This window comes from Bacillus sp. BS98, from assembly GCF_008432245.1.
Taxonomy (GTDB): domain Bacteria; phylum Bacillota; class Bacilli; order Bacillales; family Bacillaceae_G; genus Bacillus_A; species Bacillus_A toyonensis.
Genome location: NZ_CP043830.1, coordinates 372,250 through 391,693, shown reverse-complemented (window position 1 = coordinate 391,693; position 19,444 = coordinate 372,250). Strand labels below are relative to the sequence as shown.

General features: G+C 35.8%; 19 protein-coding genes. 8 read left to right on the top strand and 11 right to left on the bottom strand.

From position 1 onward, the window contains the following. Positions 1–39: 39 nt before the first annotated feature. The 4 genes from F0362_RS02105 to F0362_RS02090 form a co-directional block, all read right to left on the bottom strand. Positions 40–708 carry an LSm family protein gene (locus F0362_RS02105; RefSeq protein WP_001003899.1) on the bottom strand — a complete coding sequence of 223 codons (669 nt, stop codon included), beginning with the start codon at positions 706–708 and terminating at the stop codon, positions 40–42. 178 nt (positions 709–886) lie between these two features. After that, complete coding sequence (locus F0362_RS02100; RefSeq protein WP_000446700.1) at positions 887–1,330, bottom strand: hypothetical protein; 444 nt, start codon at positions 1,328–1,330, stop codon at positions 887–889. Positions 1,331–1,350: 20 nt separating this feature from the next. After that, positions 1,351–1,875, bottom strand: coding sequence for an LSm family protein (locus F0362_RS02095; protein ID WP_000051642.1), 525 nt, complete (start codon positions 1,873–1,875; stop codon positions 1,351–1,353). A gap of 236 nt (positions 1,876–2,111) precedes the next feature. Next, positions 2,112–2,351: a helix-turn-helix domain-containing protein gene (locus tag F0362_RS02090; RefSeq protein WP_002037874.1), complete on the bottom strand. Its 240-nt coding sequence runs from the start codon at positions 2,349–2,351 to the stop codon at positions 2,112–2,114. A 180-nt stretch (positions 2,352–2,531) separates the two neighbouring features. On the opposite strand from F0362_RS02090, the gene F0362_RS02085 reads away from it, so the two are divergent. After that, the gene (locus F0362_RS02085) at positions 2,532–2,900 is read left to right on the top strand and encodes a hypothetical protein (RefSeq protein ID WP_000235486.1); all 369 of its coding nucleotides are present in this window, start codon (positions 2,532–2,534) and stop codon (positions 2,898–2,900) included. 263 nt (positions 2,901–3,163) lie between these two features. Here F0362_RS02085 and F0362_RS02080 read toward each other — a convergent pair whose 3' ends face one another. After that, the gene (locus tag F0362_RS02080; protein WP_001078288.1) at positions 3,164–4,213 is read right to left on the bottom strand and encodes an NAD(P)/FAD-dependent oxidoreductase; all 1,050 of its coding nucleotides are present in this window, start codon (positions 4,211–4,213) and stop codon (positions 3,164–3,166) included. Between the two features lie 331 nt (positions 4,214–4,544). Here F0362_RS02080 and F0362_RS02070 point away from each other — a divergent pair, with 331 nt between their 5' ends. Genes F0362_RS02070 through F0362_RS02060 form a run of 3 tightly spaced genes read left to right on the top strand, consistent with a single transcriptional unit; the run spans position 4,545 to position 7,555 of the window. Next, on the top strand, positions 4,545–5,462 hold the full coding sequence (locus F0362_RS02070) for an iron-hydroxamate ABC transporter substrate-binding protein (RefSeq protein WP_000732581.1): 918 nt from the start codon (positions 4,545–4,547) through the stop codon (positions 5,460–5,462). Positions 5,463–5,510: 48 nt separating this feature from the next. Continuing rightward, positions 5,511–6,551 carry a FecCD family ABC transporter permease gene (locus F0362_RS02065; protein ID WP_002105669.1) on the top strand — a complete coding sequence of 347 codons (1,041 nt, stop codon included), beginning with the start codon at positions 5,511–5,513 and terminating at the stop codon, positions 6,549–6,551. Next, on the top strand, positions 6,548–7,555 hold the full coding sequence (locus tag F0362_RS02060) for a FecCD family ABC transporter permease (RefSeq protein WP_000982878.1): 1,008 nt from the start codon (positions 6,548–6,550) through the stop codon (positions 7,553–7,555). Before F0362_RS02065 ends, F0362_RS02060 begins: the two co-directional genes overlap by 4 nt. Positions 7,556–7,600: 45 nt before the next feature. On the opposite strand, the gene F0362_RS02055 is transcribed toward F0362_RS02060, so the two are convergent. From F0362_RS02055 to mtnK, 3 genes are read right to left on the bottom strand one after another with little or no spacing between them, the layout of a single operon-like run. Further along, the gene (locus tag F0362_RS02055) at positions 7,601–8,242 is read right to left on the bottom strand and encodes an L-fuculose-phosphate aldolase (protein WP_000926575.1); all 642 of its coding nucleotides are present in this window, start codon (positions 8,240–8,242) and stop codon (positions 7,601–7,603) included. A 51-nt stretch (positions 8,243–8,293) separates the two neighbouring features. Continuing rightward, positions 8,294–9,337 carry an S-methyl-5-thioribose-1-phosphate isomerase gene (gene mtnA / locus F0362_RS02050; RefSeq protein WP_002047071.1) on the bottom strand — a complete coding sequence of 348 codons (1,044 nt, stop codon included), beginning with the start codon at positions 9,335–9,337 and terminating at the stop codon, positions 8,294–8,296. A 9-nt stretch (positions 9,338–9,346) separates the two neighbouring features. Next, positions 9,347–10,576, bottom strand: coding sequence for an S-methyl-5-thioribose kinase (mtnK, locus tag F0362_RS02045; RefSeq protein ID WP_000033270.1), 1,230 nt, complete (start codon positions 10,574–10,576; stop codon positions 9,347–9,349). A 593-nt stretch (positions 10,577–11,169) separates the two neighbouring features. Between mtnK and ahpC the strand changes: the two genes are divergently transcribed. Together ahpC and ahpF are read left to right on the top strand one after the other, a co-directional pair. After that, positions 11,170–11,733 carry an alkyl hydroperoxide reductase subunit C gene (gene ahpC / locus F0362_RS02040; protein WP_000924420.1) on the top strand — a complete coding sequence of 188 codons (564 nt, stop codon included), beginning with the start codon at positions 11,170–11,172 and terminating at the stop codon, positions 11,731–11,733. A 14-nt stretch (positions 11,734–11,747) separates the two neighbouring features. Continuing rightward, positions 11,748–13,274, top strand: coding sequence for an alkyl hydroperoxide reductase subunit F (ahpF, locus tag F0362_RS02035; protein ID WP_000599520.1), 1,527 nt, complete (start codon positions 11,748–11,750; stop codon positions 13,272–13,274). A gap of 35 nt (positions 13,275–13,309) precedes the next feature. Here ahpF and F0362_RS02030 read toward each other — a convergent pair whose 3' ends face one another. Both F0362_RS02030 and F0362_RS02025 read right to left on the bottom strand, forming a co-directional pair. After that, a complete protein-coding gene (locus F0362_RS02030) occupies positions 13,310–13,915 on the bottom strand; it encodes an SAM-dependent methyltransferase (RefSeq protein ID WP_001005642.1) in 606 nt (201 codons plus the stop codon). Positions 13,916–14,149: 234 nt separating this feature from the next. Beyond that, entirely contained in the window at positions 14,150–15,265 is a 1,116-nt protein-coding gene (locus F0362_RS02025) for a M20 peptidase aminoacylase family protein (RefSeq protein ID WP_000853538.1), read from the bottom strand. A 293-nt stretch (positions 15,266–15,558) separates the two neighbouring features. Between F0362_RS02025 and nhaC the strand changes: the two genes are divergently transcribed. Next, positions 15,559–16,980, top strand: coding sequence for a Na+/H+ antiporter NhaC (nhaC, locus tag F0362_RS02020; protein ID WP_000711508.1), 1,422 nt, complete (start codon positions 15,559–15,561; stop codon positions 16,978–16,980). On the opposite strand, the gene F0362_RS02015 is transcribed toward nhaC, so the two are convergent. Continuing rightward, positions 16,969–18,240 (bottom strand): hypothetical protein, encoded by a 1,272-nt coding sequence (locus F0362_RS02015; RefSeq protein ID WP_000584375.1) that lies wholly within the window; start codon positions 18,238–18,240, stop codon positions 16,969–16,971. The two genes, nhaC and F0362_RS02015, sit on opposite strands and share 12 nt — an antisense overlap. Positions 18,241–18,333: 93 nt before the next feature. Here F0362_RS02015 and F0362_RS02010 point away from each other — a divergent pair, with 93 nt between their 5' ends. Then, positions 18,334–19,443, top strand: a complete 1,110-nt coding sequence (locus F0362_RS02010; protein ID WP_149889624.1) for a mandelate racemase/muconate lactonizing enzyme family protein — start codon at positions 18,334–18,336, stop codon at positions 19,441–19,443. Position 19,444: the final 1 nt, after the last annotated feature.

Here is a 19,444-nt window from a genome sequence, read left to right as displayed (position 1 = left end):
TTCTGCATATAAAAGAAAAAGCCAGCCCTTTCAACTAGCCTACGGACAATGGACAGATTTTACATGTTGAATATTCACATACATTTTTGCATCACGCGCTTTTAATATTTCAATATGTCCTTCATCGATCTTCGCCATTTTTCCAATTTTATTGGATTCCTCACCTAAATCGAACACCATAATCTTTCCATACATTTTAATAAGTTGCTCCTCAAACGTTCGAGCTAACGTAATATTTAATGGATTTACGGGGAGTTCATTTTTATTGAGGGAATAAGGCACTTGGTTTTCTTTATACGGAATTAACCATTTTAAGTGCTTTAAAGATATATATACAGTTTTATAGACTGGACTATAAAAAACAATATAATCGTTCATTACACTTGTAACATATCCATGTATTGGAGCATTACCTGCTACATAAATTTCTGTGAAAATCCCTTTAGATGTGCTTAATACTTTCCTCAAAGAAATTGAAGGAGATTCCCTTTTAATTACAGAATCTACATCAGGTTTTAATATTTCTTCATCATATGGTCTTAAAAACTTATAATATTGGATATGATATAAAGATATATATACGTAGTCTTGTCCATTGTAAAGAACAACAATATCATTTCCTACATCGATTAATACGCCTTTAAATCTCTTTTCACCAATTAATTTAACATATATATTTTCTCCAATACTTTTGTGTAACTCATTCATCTATATCCTCCTTCCTATGAAATTACAATTTCCCTTTCTTTTATTCTAAAAATAATCAGGGGCAATGTTCTGTTTTTTAATAGTAAGAAACCCTTTTTCATATATCCAAAAATAATTACAGAGAAATATGAAATCATTCTTCATTTTCAATCATAATGCCCCTTTTATTTATTAAACATTATTCTTCTTCATTCTTTTTGTTTTTAACTATTTGACTCACACTCTTAATATGGGAATTAATCACATAAATGACCTCATCACCATTAACTAGTGTAATATTTCCATCATGTATATCACTTAATAAACCTTCCACACACTCTGGTCCACCACGATTAATCTTTATCCATTTATACTTCAAGTCATTTAATGCATCTAAAAAAGTATCTTCTTCCGCATAAAAACATGAACCATATTCTCCTTGTGCCTCTTTCACTTTTCTGACTAGACTCTTCACATGTTTCAGTTGATAATACACTAATTCTCCATGAGGTAATTGTAGTGTAAGGTAATCTTTTCCTAACAATGACAGTACACCTACTCGACTTTCCGGTCCACGAAGATTTACTTTTACATTCTCACCAACTAAACCTTTGATTTGATCACAGCATAATACACTCTCCAATTTTGTACCCTCCTTTCTTATTATCTTCCTCTACTTGATTGTCTTTGTGCACGAGCGCGACCTGAATTATTGCTGTTTTCATTACTTTTCTCATCGCTACTCTCATCACTACTCTCTCCACTTACTGGTGCATTATAATTAACACTCTTAATATGAGATAGTGCAATTAATACAACTTCTTCTTTAATAATCAATGTTACATAACCGCCAGAAACATCTTGTAAAATACCTTCAATTTTCTCTGGTCCACCACGGTTAATTTTCACCCAGCGGTATTTGAAGCTTTGAAGTAGCGTTTCAAAGTCTTCTGCAATGTCTTCTTCCACCCATTCTAAATCACCTACTCCACCATCTTTCGTATTTTGGGTAATGCTTTTCAGATGGCGAAGCTGGTAGTAATGGCTCTCTCCTTTTTCATTCTCTAATCCGAAGTAGTCCGCACCTAATGATACTATTGTTCCTTTTTGAGATTCTGGTCCACCTCTGTTCACTCTTACATAAGATCCAATTAAGTCTTTCAAAAAATCCCAATGAAATAAACTCACGAGAAAACCCCTTCCATTAATTTATAAGCTTTTGCACTGATAGTATATGTATCTGTACAGGTTACGTTCTCTATGTTTGTCCTAGCTCGAAAAAAATATGCTTTTAACATGGTAGACTACTACCTATCAAAATTCTAAGAAATCCTGAGGGCTCCTTAGGATTTTGATGTCTTTAGATAAAAAAATCCCGTATGAAGATACATTTCTGCATATCTTCATACGGGATTTCCTAAAGTTTAGTCTTCGTCTTTAACGTCCATATCTTCTGGAATTGGTTCGTTTAATATTTCTTCCACTAATTGTTTATATTTCTCCATTTGTTCTAAATGCGTGTTGAATTGTTCTTTATTTAATAAATATTGCTCTCCATCGAATAGCGCACGAACTTTCTTTTGCTGAATTAGCTCTTCAATATACGATTTTGGTAAATTCAAATACTCCGCAGCTTCTTCTATTGTTATATACAATGCGTTCATTCCTTTATTGTTTTTTCATATATACTGTATCTTACTTTATTTTTGTAAACAAATAAAAAAGATTTTGTAAATGCAGTTTAAAAAGCAGGTAGAACCATTCCATATATTGTATAATAATATAGTAAGTATTTTTTTAAATATAGAATGGTATCACCCATTTACACAAAGGAGAGTTAACATATGGCTACTCGTCACATCATTACAATGTTAGAAAAAACATTACAAGTTGAAACAGAAAATACAACTTCTCATTTAACTACATCTTTATCTGATCGTATTCTTTCTCAAGGCGTAGCAATACACGAAAACAATTGTTATCATACAATTGGTGAATGGTACAAAAATCATTTCTTATTCCAACAAGATGATTTTCTATGGGCTAAATATGCTTTCTACGACGCATATTGTGAAGCGATAAAAAAACAAGGCCATCTTACAAAACGCGTTCGTCAAATATTAGAATCATTGGCTCGAAAACATGGAAAACAATACATTGCTTCTATACTAAATATGCCATTTCCTAATGAACGAGCAAAAGGAACAGCGTAAACAAAACATAGATTCATTGTTTTCTAGACTGATTTACAAATAAAATGTTCATGTCATATGAACTGATGAAACCGGTGTCATAATAATGATTGAAAATATAGTAAACAGGAAAACCCCCATTTACATCTCTCGTCTATTTGAATAGAGAAGTAAATGGGGGTATACTTGTACCTTTATCCGGCTATTTGTGGGTAGTAAAAGCCCGATTGGTGAAGGTTAATAATCAGTGCAGGATAGCCCCCACTGATTAAAGTTTCACTTTATTATTTCATCATTTGCTTTATCAATTCTCGATTTCGTTTTTTAAATACTTCATTATGCGAAGAAACCATTCCGTACTCACTTGCATCTGGCTGAATAAATTGTTTCGCTTTATTCACAGCATTTCCAGCATCTTGGAATGCTCCCGCAATTAAATGCAATTTCCCATCATGTTTCAAAATATCTCCCGCAGCATATAATCCATCTACAGAAGACTCACTATTTGCATTACCTGCAATATAAAAATTATCTATAATCGCAACGTCCAACTCACTATTTTCTAATAATGTAATGTCACGTTCATATCCATGATTAATAATAACTTCATCAATAGGTAAATGAGAAACTTCACCTGTCTCATGATTCGTTAATTCTACATATTCAATCGCTTCATGATTATCACCAGCAATTAATTTTGTAATCGATGTATTCAGAAAACACTTCGCTGAGCTGTTCATTAGCTGTTTTACTTGTGCTTCATGACCAGATAATTCTTCTTTTCTATATGTTACATACACTTTTTTCGCGATTGGTTCTAATTCGTTCGCCCAATCAACGGCAGAATTTCCTCCACCAGAAATAATGATCGTTTTATCTTTGAAACGCATTAAAGATTTAACTGTATAATTTAAATTCGATACTTCAAATCGCTCCGCACCTTCAATCGATAACTTTTGCGGTTTCAATATACCGCTTCCAGTTGCGACGATAATTGTTTTTGAAAAATGTTCTTCGCCAGTACTTGTTTTTAACGTAAAAGTTCCATCTTCATTACGAATAATTGATTCTACTTTTGTATTTAATACAACTTCCGGCTTAAATGTTAGCCCTTGCTGTACAAGTTGTTCAATTAATTTATCACCTGTAACTGGCAATAGCCCTCCTACATCCCAAATCATCTTCTCCGGATAAACATGTATTTTTCCACCTAACTGTGGTTGAAATTCTATTATTTTCGTTTTCATCTCTCTAAGTCCACTATAAAAAGCTGAATAAAGCCCTGCAGGTCCTCCGCCTATTACAGTTACATCAAACAATTCTTCTCGATTCATTCGTGCTCACTCCTCAGCTATCAATCATTGATTATCATTCTCAATAAAATATAACCTGTTTCCGCAAAATTTACAATCAAAATTACTATTGACAATACACCTATATAAAATTATATTATTTAAAGAATCAATAGTGATAATCATTATCAATTTGTTAATAATTAGCAAATTGAGATTACATCTTCTTTCATTAATATGGTTAATACTATATTGTGAAATCTCACATTCAAGATTTTTAATAAATTATTTTGCATTACCACTACTCTTTCAAAAAGATTGCAGTTAAACAAATTATTGTATACACATACATCTACGTTAAAGGAGAAAGACGATGAAAAAGTTATTTATTTCACTAACAGTTCTTTTCGTTCTTGTTATGAGTGCTTGTAGCAACGGCTCTACAGACAAAAAGAATGATGCAAAAGGTAGTAAATCAGAAACAATTACATACCAATCTGAAAATGGTAAAGTAGAAGTTCCTGCAAATCCAAAACGCGTTGTTGTTTTATCATCATTCGCTGGTAACGTAATGTCATTAGGCGTAAATGTTGTTGGGGTAGATTCATGGTCTAAACAAAACCCACGTTTTGATAGTAAACTTAAAGATGTTGCTGAAGTATCAGATGAAAATGTTGAAAAAATCGCTGAACTAAATCCAGATTTAATCATTGGTTTATCAAATATTAAAAATGTTGATAAGTTAAAGAAAATCGCTCCTACTGTAACATACACTTACGGAAAAGTTGATTACTTAACACAACATTTAGAAATCGGTAAGTTATTAAACAAAGAAAAAGAAGCAAAAACTTGGATTGATGATTTCAAGAAACGTGCACAAGAAGCTGGTAAAGAAATTAAAGCAAAAATTGGTGAAGATGCAACAGTATCTGTTGTTGAAAACTTCAATAAACAGCTTTATGTATACGGGGAGAACTGGGGCCGCGGAACAGAAATTCTGTACCAAGAAATGAAATTAAAAATGCCTGAAAAAGTAAAAGAAAAAGCTTTAAAAGAAGGTTACTACGCATTATCTACTGAGGTATTACCTGAGTTTGCTGGTGATTACTTAATCGTAAGTAAAAACAAAGATACTGATAACTCCTTCCAAGAGACAGAATCATACAAAAACATTCCAGCAGTAAAAAATAATCGCGTATACGAAGCAAACATGATGGAATTCTATTTCAATGATCCACTTACATTAGATTTCCAACTAGACTTCTTCAAGAAAAGCTTTCTTGGTAAATAATACAAACATGAGGAATTCTTAATTTAAGAATTCCTCTTCCTTTATTCTATGAACAGAAAAGATGTGAAACGAATGACAAAAGATCATGACAATCCACGTTCTATAGCTTTTACATACAAACTAATTTTGAGCATAATTGCATTCTTTCTAATTTTTATGGTTGCAATGGTATTAGGGGCTGCAGATACTTCTATAAAAGACGTATGGTTAGCACTCACTTCCTCGGCTCAAGGAGACAAAATATCTATTATTCGTGAAATACGTTTACCACGTGAAGTTGCTGCTATTTTTGTAGGGGCTGGACTAGCCGTTTCTGGGGCAATTATGCAAGGTTTAACACGAAACCCCCTTGCAGACCCTGGCTTACTTGGGCTAACGGGTGGCGCAAATGCTGCACTTGCACTAACACTTGCTTTCAACCCTTCCATAAGCTATCTGTACTTAACATTAGCTTGCTTTATCGGGGCTGCGGTTGGGGCAATTATGGTATTTGGAATTGGTATGGTGAAAAAAGGCGGACTTTCTCCTCTTCGAATTGTATTAGCAGGTGCTGCAGTTTCAGCATTTCTACTCGCAATTTCAGAAGGAGTCGGCATTTACTTCAAAATTTCACAAGATGTATCACTTTGGACTGCTGGAGGGGTGATTGGAACTACTTGGAGTCAATTGAAAATTATTATTCCAGTCATTTCAATAAGTATCTTTATCGCTATCTTATTTGCAAGAAAATTGACAGTCCTTAGTTTCAGTGAAGAAGTTGCTGTTGGACTCGGTCAAAAAATCATTGTTATTAAAACAATTTTGTTTATCATTATTATCTTACTTGCTGGTGCTTCTGTGGCGCTTGTCGGAAATATGGCATTTATCGGTTTAATGATACCTCATATGGTGCGTCCTATTGTTGGTCCAGATTACCGATTTATTATTCCGATGTCAGCAATTGCTGGTGCTTCCTTTATGTTACTTGCAGACACAATCGGACGTACAATTAATGCTCCGTATGAAACACCCGTTGCTGCTATCGTCGCAATTGTAGGATTACCATTCTTCCTATTCATTGTTCGCAAAGGAGGAAAAACATTCTCATGATGCCATCTATTTTAAGAAAACAACGTCTTATTATACTCGCATTACTTATACTAACTATTACAACCATTGTAATTGGAATGGGACTCGGTTCAGCATCTTTATCTTATGATCGACTACTCCCAACGCTAATGGGACAAGGTTCATTTAAAGAAGAATTCGTTTTATATTCTTTAAGACTACCTAGAATTATCATTACAGTATTAGCTGGTATGGCACTCGCTTTATCAGGTGCTATCCTTCAAGGCATTACACGTAACGATTTAGCTGAACCTGGTATTCTCGGGATTAACTCTGGTGCTGGTGTTGCTGTTTCTATTTTCTTTTTATACTTTCCAATAGATGTAGGTTCATTTCTTTATTTACTACCAGTCGTTGGATTTATCGGGGCTTTTCTTACAGCTGTTTTAATTTACGTATTTTCATATAGTCAATCAACAGGGCTTCAGCCAATACGATTAACATTAACCGGTATCGGTTTTTCATTTGCACTATCTGGAGCAATGATTGTCCTTATTTCATCTGCTGATCGTATGAAAGTCGACTTTATCGCCAAATGGATTGCCGGAAACATTTGGGGAGATGATTGGATCTTCATTTTCGCAATGCTCCCATGGTTAATCGTATTAATTCCATTTGTTTTCTATAAAGCAAATCGATTAAACATTTTAGCATTAAACGAACCAGTCGCAATCGGCGTTGGAATTGAAATTGAAAAAGAACGCAGATACTTATTAATTGCAGCCGTTGCACTTGCAGCTGCAGCAGTTTCCGTAACAGGAGGAATTAGCTTTATCGGGCTGATGGCTCCTCATATCGCAAAATCTTTAGTAGGCCCAAGACATCAAATCTTCATGCCTATCGCCCTTTTAATCGGCGGATGGCTATTACTATTAGCAGACACAATCGGACGAAACATCGTTGAGCCTAACGGTATTCCGGCAGGTATTGTCGTTGCTTTAATTGGTGCTCCTTACTTTATGTATTTATTGCTTAAGAAAGCATAAAAAACACCCTCAAGAGTGCAATCTTGAGGGTGTTTTCGTTTCATTCTACTGCTGCCCATATCCTTCAAACTTCTTCGCTAAATTCTCCATCTCATCTTCTGGCAATAACTTCGGTTCTCCGACGCTTTTCGTTTGATAATAAATTTGCGCACAAAACTCAATTTCTTCCGCAACAGTAAATGCCATTTTTATACTATTTGCACCTGCAATTAAACCGTGGTTCGCAAGTAATACTGCACGGCGATTAATCATGCCTTCAAAAGCAGCCTCTGCTAATTGCTTCGTACCAAATGTTTCATACGGTGCACAGCGTACATTCGGGCCTGCGAAAGCAATTAAATATGAAACAGCCGGAAGCTCCCACCCTAATGATGCAATCGTCTTCGCATAAGGTGAATGTGTATGAACGAGCGAATTTATATCTTCACGATTCCTATAATAAATAAGATGCATATCTAGTTCACTTGACGGTTTTCTCTCACCTTCTACTACTTCACCATCTAAGTTTAATATAACTACATCCACGGGCGTTGTTTCATAATAATCTAAACCACTTGGGCTAATTGCAACTAGGCCTTGTTCACGATTGAAAATACTAATATTTCCGCCGGTCCCCTTTGTTAAACCGCTAGAAATCATTTTCCTTCCGTACGCTACAATTTCTTCTCTTTCTTTTTGTAATAACATATACATCCCCCTAAGTATGAAGCTTATGATGACTGACTATATACCTATTTACTAAAATAGATTTTTTAAATTCTCCGTAAACGGTGCCTTTACAATCCCTTTTTCCGTAATAATTGCTGTTATATTTGCATGTGGCGTAACATCAAATGCTGGATTGTATACTTTACTTCCTTTCGGAGCTGAATATTGTCCGAAACGATTGATTACTTCAGAAGCATCTCTTTCTTCGATCGGAATTTCGTTTCCTGTCGGTGTGTTTAAATCAATTGTCGGTGTTGGTGCTGCTACATAAAACGGAATGTTATAGTATTTAGCTAAAATAGATACGCCTAATGTTCCAATTTTATTTGCTACATCACCATTTGCTGCTACTCGGTCACAGCCGACGATTACCGCATCAATCTTCCCTTGTGACATGACCATAGCTGCCATATTATCGGTAATGACTGTTACATCAATTCCCGCTCGCTGTAGTTCTAATGCTGTTAACGTTGAACCTTGTAATCTAGGTCGTGTTTCATCAGAGTAGATTTTAAGGTCCCATCCTTTTTCTTTCGCTAAATACATTGGAGCTGTCGCAGTACCATACTTAGTCGTTGCTAACGCACCTGCATTACAATGAGTTAATAATCCCATGCCATCATGGAATAATGTTAATGCATGTTCTCCAATTTGACGGTTAATTTCTTCATCTTCTCTATGAATCTCTTTTGCCTCTTCTAACAATCTATCTTTCAACCGTGCAATCGATAAGTGAACATTATCTATCGCTACACTTTCCATTCTTTCCAGCGCCCAAAATAAATTTACTGCCGTCGGTCTTGATGTTGCTAAATATGCACATACCCTTTTTACTTCTTCAATACATCCTTCTACCGTACTTTCAGCAAATTCCTTTACCCCTAAATACACACCATACGCTGCTGAAACCCCAATTGCTGGTGCACCTCGCACTTTCATGACTTGAATTGCATCCCACACACTTTCAGCTGTTTTGAAAGATTCATAGACAACTTCGTTCGGTAATAACGTTTGATCTAATAAAACTAAAGCATCATCTTTCCATTGAATTGGTATTAATTGCTCTTTCATCATTTTCTCTCCTTACTTCGCGCTATGAATGGACTGTTTTTTTAACATTTCTACAAAACTCGTACCTGTTTTATATTGATTCGCTCGTAAAATAAACTTCTTCGCTACTTGAAGACAAATTCGCTCCGCTCTAGCACGTGCTTCATCATTCTCAATACAAGTAATATCCTTTACTTTTGCTAATCCAACAATACGACGAATTAACTCAAGACCCGTCACTGCAGCTGTATCCTCTAACACAGATTGTAAATATACGCCATTAAAGCCTTCTTCCTTCGCCATGATTTCTGTCACATGAATATCCCAAGCAACTAAAAACTTCTTCTTAAATAAATCAATTACCTCTACCATCGTCGTTTTTAGCCAATCCATATACGTATCTTTCTCAGTTCCAGGTAGCATCGTTGCATCTGCATTCACCCAAGCAAATATTAAATTCGCCATTACATTCCCAATGTCATATCCCATAGGTCCATAAAAAGCAAACTCAGGATCAATAACTTTTGTAGAATCACTTTTTACGAAAACAGAACCAGTATGTAAATCACCGTGAAGCAACGCCTGCGCATTCGTCATAAAAGAAAACTTAAGTTTCGCTACTTCCATACGAAGCTCTTTATCACTATAAATATGCTCTCTAATCCATCCTTCATTTAATTGAAATAACTCATTACGTTTATTATGATTTGTAAATGGTTCAGAGTATACGAGGTCCTCTGTAATCTCACATAACTCTGGATTTATATAATTCTTCACAAGTTCCTTCTTCTCTTTATGATTCATTACAACATCTGATGTTAATAGAAGAGTATTTACCATAAAAGTAGTTAAATCTTCAGCAAGCCTCGGAAATATTTGATGATTTATAAGTGCTGTACGTAATATTGTGTGATCTGATAAGTCTTCCATCACGCAACAATTCATCACACTATCAAACAAATATACTTTTGGAACAAGCCCAGGTGCTAACTCCTCCTCTAACTGCAAAACATCTGATTCTATACGAATACGATTCGTCGACAACTTAAACTCATCTGAAATACGTGCTGTATTCCCGGCCTGCTTTACGATGACAGACATGGTCTCTTTTTCATCCCAAACGCGGAACACATAATTTAAATTACCATCACCTATTTCTTTACACTGTAACCCCTTTGCATGTTCAAACTTAGATAATTTCTCTTTCACATATGCAATCACATCTTTATCTTCCATTAAAAAATACTTCGTGAACTTAGACATGGTTTCCCCTCCCACACTAATTGTAAGCGTTTTCTAAAGGCTATAAAAAAATAATAGGTTGAATGTTTTTCATCCTATATTATATATTCTTCTTTTTGAAAGATATATCTAGATTTTATTATATCTTGTTAGCACTTTGAGTCAATGTTTCTAATTATCATTGCAATATACTTCCTAATTATATATTTGAGCGGACAAAAATTGTTCAAAAAGATTCCGATTCATTTTATTTTATTTATCGCACAATTCTTTGTAAAATAGAAATAAGCAGTTCCTTTTCAAATCTACAACTTCTAAGAAATATCTCCTTCCTAAGAATTTATACTTACACCATGTCTCTAACATACACACTACTCTTTCAAACACTCATTGAAAATTTATGACATGAAAATTACCTTTTCATTCCCTAACAACCTTAATTGAGAATAAATATTAATTAAATTGGTATAAAGTTGGTTTATTCTCTTGACAAAATAACCACTTCTATATGATAATTAATATCGAATTAGAATTATTATAGTTAATTAAAAAATATATTTTATGAGCAAACTATTTTTTGATGCTCAAAACCAACATTTAGGAGGAAATTTAATATGTTATTAATCGGCACAGAAGTAAAACCGTTTAAAGCTAATGCTTACCATAATGGAGAATTTATCCAAGTTACTGACGAAAGTTTAAAAGGAAAATGGAGTGTAGTTTGTTTCTACCCAGCTGACTTCACATTCGTTTGCCCAACTGAACTTGAAGACTTACAAAACCAATATGCAACTCTAAAAGACTTAGGCGTTGAAGTATACTCTGTATCTACAGACACTCACTTCACTCACAAAGCATGGCATGATAGCTCAGAAACTATCGGTAAAATCGAATACATTATGATTGGTGACCCAACTCGCACAATCACTACAAACTTCAACGTTTTAATGGAAGAAGAAGGTCTTGCTGCTCGTGGTACATTCATCATCGATCCAGACGGCGTTATCCAATCTATGGAAATCAACGCTGACGGTATCGGCCGTGATGCAAGCATTCTTGTTAACAAAATTAAAGCAGCTCAATACGTACGTAACAACCCAGGTGAAGTTTGCCCAGCTAAATGGCAAGAGGGTTCTGCAACACTTAAACCAAGCCTTGACCTTGTAGGCAAAATCTAAGGAGTTCGATCAAAATGATACTAGATGCAGATATAAAAACACAACTATCCCAATACCTTCAGTTAATGGAGAACGATATTTTACTTAAAGTTAGCTCAGGAGACGATAATGTATCTAAAGATATGTTATCTCTAGTAGATGAATTAGCTACTATGTCATCAAAGATTACAGTAGAAAAAGTTGAACTAGAGAGAACACCAAGCTTTAGTGTAAATCGCCCTGATGAAGACACTGGTGTAGTATTCGCTGGTATTCCATTAGGACACGAATTTACTTCATTAGTGTTAGCTTTACTACAAGTTAGTGGACGTGCTCCAAAAGTTGAACAAAAATTAATCGATCAAATTAAAAACATTCAAGGCGAATATCATTTTGAATCTTATATCAGCCTAAGTTGTCATAACTGTCCTGATGTTGTACAAGCTCTTAACGTAATGAGCGTTCTTAACTCTGGTATTACACATACTATGATTGATGGCGCTGCATTCAAAGAGGAAGTAGAAAGCAAAGACATCATGGCAGTACCAACAGTTTTCCTAAATGGCGAATCTTTCGGAAGCGGTCGTATGACACTTGAAGAAATTTTAGCTAAAATGGGTAACGGTCCAGATGCATCAGAGCTTTCTGATAAAGATCCATACGATGTTCTTGTTGTTGGTGGCGGCCCAGCTGGTGCAAGTGCAGCAATTTATGCAGCACGTAAAGGCATCCGCACTGGTATCGTTGCTGAGCGCTTCGGTGGTCAAGTAATGGATACTATGGGTATTGAGAACTTCATCAGCGTAAAACGCACTGAAGGTCCTAAGCTAGTAGCAAGCCTTGAAGAGCACGTAAAAGAATACGACATCGATGTAATGAATCTACAACGTGCGAAACGTTTAGAGAAAAAAGAACTTATTGAAGTGGAACTTGAAAACGGCGCTATTCTGAAAAGTAAGAGCGTAATCGTTTCTACAGGTGCTCGCTGGCGTAATGTTGGCGTACCAGGTGAAGCTGAGTTCAAAAATAAAGGTGTAGCATACTGCCCACACTGTGACGGTCCATTATTCATCGGAAAAGATGTAGCAGTTATTGGCGGAGGTAACTCTGGTATTGAAGCAGCTATCGACTTAGCAGGTATTGTTAAGCACGTAACTGTTCTTGAATTCATGCCAGAATTAAAAGCTGATGCTGTATTACAAGAGCGTCTTAACAGCTTACCAAACGTAACTGTTCTGAAAAACGTTCAAACGAAAGAAATCACTGGTACTGACAAAGTAAACGGTATTTCTTACATCGATCGTGAAACTGAAGAAGTTCATCACGTTGAATTACAAGGTGTATTCGTTCAAATCGGTCTTGTGCCAAACACAGACTGGTTAGGCGAAACAGTTGAACGCGCTCGCGGTGAAATCGTAACAGACAAGCACGGCGCTACAAACGTACCAGGAGTGTTTGCTGCAGGTGACTGTACAAATAATCCGTACAAACAAATCATCATCTCTATGGGTTCAGGTGCAAACGCTGCTTTAGGCGCATTTGATTACTTAATCCGTAACTAATAAAAAAAGCAGGTGCCTTAGCATCTGCTTTTTTATTATCCTAACGTATACACTAAAAACCTCTCATTCCCATTCTTCTCATAAGCACCTGGCAATCTAACTTCTTTCTTTAGCTCAAACGCAGTCTGATTTTCTAAGAAGAAAATATAGTCCTCAGAAGGATAATATAAAATAATACCCACTTCTCTCCCCGTTTCTTCTACTGAAAGCAAAATGTTATTGACTACATTCATAAACACTTGCACAGAAAACGGATTAAAGAAATAAAACCTATTATCATGTGGATCAATCTCATATTCCTGCGCTAAACAACATTGGAATTGAATTTTCCCCTTACTGTTTCGTGCCTTTCGTGCATAACGATCTCTATTATCCATCGCTTCTTTATAAAACTCTTCATTCATTTCAATTCCAACTACTGAAGCACCACATTTATGATGCATATAAAAGTTTAATCGCCCTTTTCCGCACCCAAAGTCTACAATTCGGTCGCTACTTCGTATTTCATATTGATTCAATAACTCATCTAACCCGCTATACGGCGTCGGTTCATAGCGGTGATAATGCATAGACTTGTTAAACCCTTTTTGCTCACCGACTGTTTTTATATGTAAAACTGCATCATAATATTGTTCGTTCATTCGTTTTCTCCTATTAAAAAATGGTACTTATTATTATACACCATGTACTGGAGGCTCATTTTTCATCAAATTAATAGGTCCGTGAAATTATACCAACGATTTTCTTAATATATCTATCGTAACTTCAAATATATCAACGATTTTCTCAATATATCTATCATAACTCAAAATATATCAACGGTTTTTCAAATATATCGATTTACCGTCAATTCACGATAAAAAAACAGGAGCTCTCTAGCCCCTGTCTTCTAACACTTTCAATACAGTTTGCTTCAATATTTCTACCCCATCCATAATACAACTATGATCAAATCTCATATGCGGATGGTGTAATCCAGGTTGTAGATCTGCTCCTAGTCCAAGCATGACAGCTTTTAAATGTGGTCTCTTCACGGTGTAGTAATGGAAGTCATCGCTTCCTGTCGTATAAAGCGGCCCTGTGCATTGCTCTTCTCCATACACTTCGAGAATGCCTTTACGCATGTAACGCTCCGCTTCTTCTGACACCTCTGCTCCTGGAGCAAGATCAATCCATTCGTATGAAGTTTTCGATCCCATTGATGCGGCTGATTCTATTACATGCTCTATCTTTTTCTTTAATTCTTCTAATAATGTATTATTCTCCGCTCTTACATCTAAGCTAAAATGGCCGTTACCTGGAATGATATTTAAATTATCTCCACCAGCTTGGCACCGCGTCATCTTCACTGAATATGAACTTTGTGGCGGCAACCATATATTTTTCAAACCGATATTAATCATGGAAATGACATCAATTGCATTCACACCTTGGTGTGGTCTTGCCCCATGTGCATCCTCCCCATGAATCATACCCTCTAGAAATCTTGCTGCTCCGTGACGAATAGATGGGGCTGCTTGTTTCAAAGATAATTCTTCGATTGGTCGTAAATGGACACCGAATAAGAAATCAGCATCATCTACAGCACCTTTCTCTACCATCTTTAAAGCACCATTTCCCTTCTCTTCTGCCGGTTGAAAAATAAATCTAACCGTTCCACTATCCCATCTCATATTTTTCAATTGTAAAATAAGCCCCATTACAATCGTCATATGAGCATCATGACCACACGAATGGTTCGCTTTAAATTCTCCATCTACTTCTTGCCAAAGTGCATCCATATCAGCACGAATCGCAATAACCGGGTTCCCATTTCCAATCTCAGCGATTACGCCTGGGCAATCATCAAATGTTTTATATGAAATTCCTTCTTCTTTTAAAAAGTTAGTAATATAAGCTGTCGTTTCATACTCTTTCCAACTTACTTCAGGGTTTTCATGTAAATGCTGAAAAATTTCCGTTAAACGCTCTTGTAGTTCTAATGTTTTCAAAGCTCCATTCTCCTTCCCAAATTACAAACCATTCAGGTTAATTATACTTATGAAAAACAGATGTTTTTATGAACATATTGAATTTTAAGAAAAAAGTCAATTGTTTATTTTTAAACTTTTTAAAAGCTTACTCTGTATCTATATTACAAACTGAATAAACAACTAGAACATTCCTTATTTTCTGTTTTTTTGTTGACGCTTACATATATTTTTAGTTATCATAACCTAATAACCGTCTATTTTACGACAATTCTAAAAAATACAAACAAACATACGTAACAAGGAGGAAATTTATGAAAAAAGAAATACCTTTTGGAATAGCGATTATCCCTATTATCATTACCGTTGCAGTTATGATGGTTACAATTGTTGTATTAAAACAAAGCCCTCACGTTCCACTTATTATCGGTACGACCGTTGCTTCTATCGTCGCTTGGCGTTACGGTTACAAATGGAATGATCTTGAAGAAGCAATGTATAAAGGGATTCGTCTTGCATTACCCGCTATCGTCATTATTATTCTTGTTGGCTTAACAATCGGTGCTTGGATTGGCGGTGGAATCGTCGCAACAATGATTTATTACGGTTTAAAACTTTTAACTCCATCACTATTTTTAGTATCCATTACCATTATCTGTTCTATCGTTGCATTAGCGATTGGTAGCTCTTGGTCTACAATGGGAACAATTGGTGTTGCCGGAATGGGCATTGGTCTAAGTATGGGTATTCCAGCTCCAATGGTTGCTGGTGCCATTATTTCAGGCTCTTATTTTGGCGATAAAATGTCACCGCTTTCAGACACAACAAACTTAGCCGCAGGATTAACAAATACAGATTTATTCGCACATATTCGTCATATGTTATTTACTACAATTCCAGGTTTAATTATTACTCTTATCGTCTATGCTTTCTTAGGAAGAAGCTTCGGTGATAACAATATTGATGCGCAAAGCATCGATCAAACATTACAAGTCTTACAACAAAACTTTGTTATTTCACCTTTCCTATTAATCATACCCGTAGCCGTTATGGTATTGGTCGCTAAAAAGGTTCCTGCCATACCAGCCATTCTCGTCGGTATTATTTTAGGATTCTTATCACAAGTCTTTATTCAAGGTGGTTCTGTCTCAGCATCTGTCGGTGCACTCCAAGCTGGATTTGTTATAGACACTGGAAACAAGCTAGTAGACGAACTATTTAACCGCGGTGGCTTAGATTCGATGATGAATACAGTCTCTATGACAATTGTCGCTATGACTTTCGGAGGAGTATTAGAACATACAGGTATTCTTCGCTCAATTGTAAATCAAATTTTAAAGTTAGCAAAATCAGCAAAAGGGCTTATCGCTTCTACTATCGCATCTTGTTTTGCAACAAACCTTACTTGCTCTGAACAATATATTTCAATTGTTGTTCCTTCAAGAATGTATGCAAATGCATACACAGAAAAAGGACTACATTCAAAAAATTTATCCAGAGCATTAGAAGATGGCGGAACATTAACTTCTGTCTTCGTTCCTTGGAATACGTGCGGTGTATTTATTCTCGCTACACTTGGCGTAGGTGCATTTGAATATGCCCCTTATGCTATTTTGAATTTCATCGTACCTATTATCTCAATCATTTATGGTATAACAGGCTTCACAATTGTAAAACTATCAGACATTGAAAAAGCAGAACTACTAAAGAAACAAAAAGCGCAACTAGAAGCTTAAAAATAGCGGTAAATTCAGTTCATATAGTGCGCGAGGTCGCCCTTGTTGATAGGGCATTTCCTCGCCGCAAATATGAGCATACCCGTAATCAACTAATTTTTTTAACAATCTTTCTGTCGATCGCCGGGTCACTTGTAAGTACTCAGAAAGGTCAGCTGCTGTAAACTTCAATGACGGATGCGATTGACTAAATTGAATGATTTTTGACAAGTTGGCCGGACTAAGCTTCGTTTCTTTCGCTATTTTCATTAGTTCCGGATGATCATTTTTCAAACTTTGTACTCTCTGTTCTTTCGGGAACGGACCAAATAAATCTTTATCACTTGTTAGTATATAAAAACAACGATCTATTGGATTATTCTTTGCAAAACTTTGAGCAATTTTTGCATTTTTCTCCGCCTCTTTCACGGTTTTTCCATAACCAAATCCAATAGCTATCGTTCCTTCTACGCTCGCAAACAAGTTATGTATCGCATTTGTCTTAATAATCGATTCGATATCACCACGAGTTGTATACAAAATGCATGTCATTTCATCCACTTGTTTAAATGAACCACGTAGTTCTTTTGAAATGACATCTAGTTTTTCAAGCAAACTCGTTCGTAATTCTAAGGAAGAAATAATACAAGCACCAACAGTAGCTGAATAGCTTTTTGCTAACTCAGCTTTTATTTTTGCATCTTTTAGCCCATGTATAATGGACTGTGTTGGATCAATCATACGCTCTGAAGGAACACCTATTTTTTGAAGCTCATCGTAAACAGCGTGAATACTAGTTAAAGCTAAATGAGCCTCTCCGGATTGATATTTAGCTACATGAAAATCAATGACTCTATTTATTTCCTCTTTACTCCACAACATATTTTCATAATCCAACACTTGTGGCTTTTCTTTTATACCGATATCGCGGCATACATTTGTAATAAACGAACGGTCTACTAAATCGATTGAAATTTTATGTGGTTGAATACCTTGATGATATATGACAGAAAGAAGTGAAGATGCAACCGTTGTCTCATCTTGCTGTAAGTACGTACTTGGAATTCGTAATTGTTCTCTTATTTCTTTTGCCATATAATAAGGTAAGGCACCTGAGAAAAAGATAACATCACAAGGCTTTAAACGCTTTAATAGTTCAGAAGATTCTGCCGGATGAAGGTAAACATATGGATCAATTTCTATTTCTTCTAATTTATGAGCAATAGGGAAAAGATTCTCCATAAACTCCTTTGAACCGACAACTGCAATTTTTATTATCATTTTCTCTAACTCCTTATTATTAATTAACGACTATTTAACGTCAACTATATCAAATGTATAAAACTATTGTAAACAGGAAGGGGTTTCTATTCAATGAAAATTACAGCTATTCATCTTTACGCAATTCGTTTACCACTTCGCAATCCGTTTGTTATTAGTTATGGTTCTTATTCTGATATGCCTTCTATTATCGTCAAAATGGAAACAGACGAAGACATTATCGGTTACGGTGAAGGCGTTGCTGATGATCACGTCACAGGTGAATCATGGGAAAGTACTTTCCATACTTTAAAACATACGCTAGCTCCTGTTCTAATCGGGAAAAATCCAATGAATATCGAAAAAATACACGACATAATGGACAATACCATTTACGGTGTGCCTACAGCAAAAGCTGCGATTGATATTGCTTGCTTTGATATAATGGGCAAAAAACTAAATCAACCTGTATATCAATTAATTGGCGGACGCTACCATGAAGAATTCCCTGTCACTCACGTCTTAAGTATCGCCGATCCAGAAGACATGGCTGCTGAAGCTGCTTCCATGATTCAAAAAGGTTACCAATCTTTCAAAATGAAAGTCGGTACGAATGTAAAAGAAGATGTAAAACGTATTGAAGCGGTACGTGAACGTGTAGGAAGTGATATTGCGATTCGCGTTGATGTAAACCAAGGATGGAAAAATAGCGCCAACACATTAACGGCACTTCGTTCATTAGGTCATTTAAACATCGACTGGATTGAACAGCCTGTTGTCGCAGACGATATTGACGCAATGGCTCACATTCGTTCTAAAACAGACCTTCCGCTTATGATTGATGAAGGATTAAAAGGTTCTCGTGAAATGCGCCAAATCATTAAATTAGACGCGGCTGATAAAGTAAATATAAAACTAATGAAATGCGGCGGCATATATCCCGCTGTAAAACTCGCTCATCAAGCAGAAATGGCCGGCATTGAATGCCAAGTTGGATCCATGGTCGAATCATCCGTTGCCTCTTCCGCAGGATTCCATGTCGCTTTCTCGAAAAAAATCATTACGAGCGTTGAACTTACAGGTCCATTAAAGTTCACGAAAGACATCGGAAACTTACATTACGACGTACCATTTATTCGCTTAAACGAAAAGCCAGGACTCGGCATTGAAATAAATGAAGATACATTACAAGAACTAACCGCCTTTCAAGACGTTGTACGCTAAA

Coding starts and splice junctions, on each gene's coding strand:
- F0362_RS02060 (WP_000982878.1), top strand. CDS start 6,548: ATGATGCCATCTATTTTAAGAAAACAACGTCTTATTATACTCGCATTA.
- F0362_RS02015 (WP_000584375.1), bottom strand. CDS start 18,240: ATGATAATAAAAATTGCAGTTGTCGGTTCAAAGGAGTTTATGGAGAAT.
- nhaC (WP_000711508.1), top strand. CDS start 15,559: ATGAAAAAAGAAATACCTTTTGGAATAGCGATTATCCCTATTATCATT.
- F0362_RS02080 (WP_001078288.1), bottom strand. CDS start 4,213: ATGAATCGAGAAGAATTGTTTGATGTAACTGTAATAGGCGGAGGACCT.
- F0362_RS02010 (WP_149889624.1), top strand. CDS start 18,334: ATGAAAATTACAGCTATTCATCTTTACGCAATTCGTTTACCACTTCGC.
- F0362_RS02030 (WP_001005642.1), bottom strand. CDS start 13,915: ATGAACGAACAATATTATGATGCAGTTTTACATATAAAAACAGTCGGT.
- F0362_RS02085 (WP_000235486.1), top strand. CDS start 2,532: ATGGCTACTCGTCACATCATTACAATGTTAGAAAAAACATTACAAGTT.
- F0362_RS02105 (WP_001003899.1), bottom strand. CDS start 708: ATGAATGAGTTACACAAAAGTATTGGAGAAAATATATATGTTAAATTA.
- F0362_RS02055 (WP_000926575.1), bottom strand. CDS start 8,242: ATGTTATTACAAAAAGAAAGAGAAGAAATTGTAGCGTACGGAAGGAAA.
- ahpF (WP_000599520.1), top strand. CDS start 11,748: ATGATACTAGATGCAGATATAAAAACACAACTATCCCAATACCTTCAG.
- mtnA (WP_002047071.1), bottom strand. CDS start 9,337: ATGATGAAAGAGCAATTAATACCAATTCAATGGAAAGATGATGCTTTA.
- ahpC (WP_000924420.1), top strand. CDS start 11,170: ATGTTATTAATCGGCACAGAAGTAAAACCGTTTAAAGCTAATGCTTAC.
- mtnK (WP_000033270.1), bottom strand. CDS start 10,576: ATGTCTAAGTTCACGAAGTATTTTTTAATGGAAGATAAAGATGTGATT.
- F0362_RS02070 (WP_000732581.1), top strand. CDS start 4,545: ATGAAAAAGTTATTTATTTCACTAACAGTTCTTTTCGTTCTTGTTATG.
- F0362_RS02090 (WP_002037874.1), bottom strand. CDS start 2,351: ATGAACGCATTGTATATAACAATAGAAGAAGCTGCGGAGTATTTGAAT.
- F0362_RS02065 (WP_002105669.1), top strand. CDS start 5,511: ATGAACAGAAAAGATGTGAAACGAATGACAAAAGATCATGACAATCCA.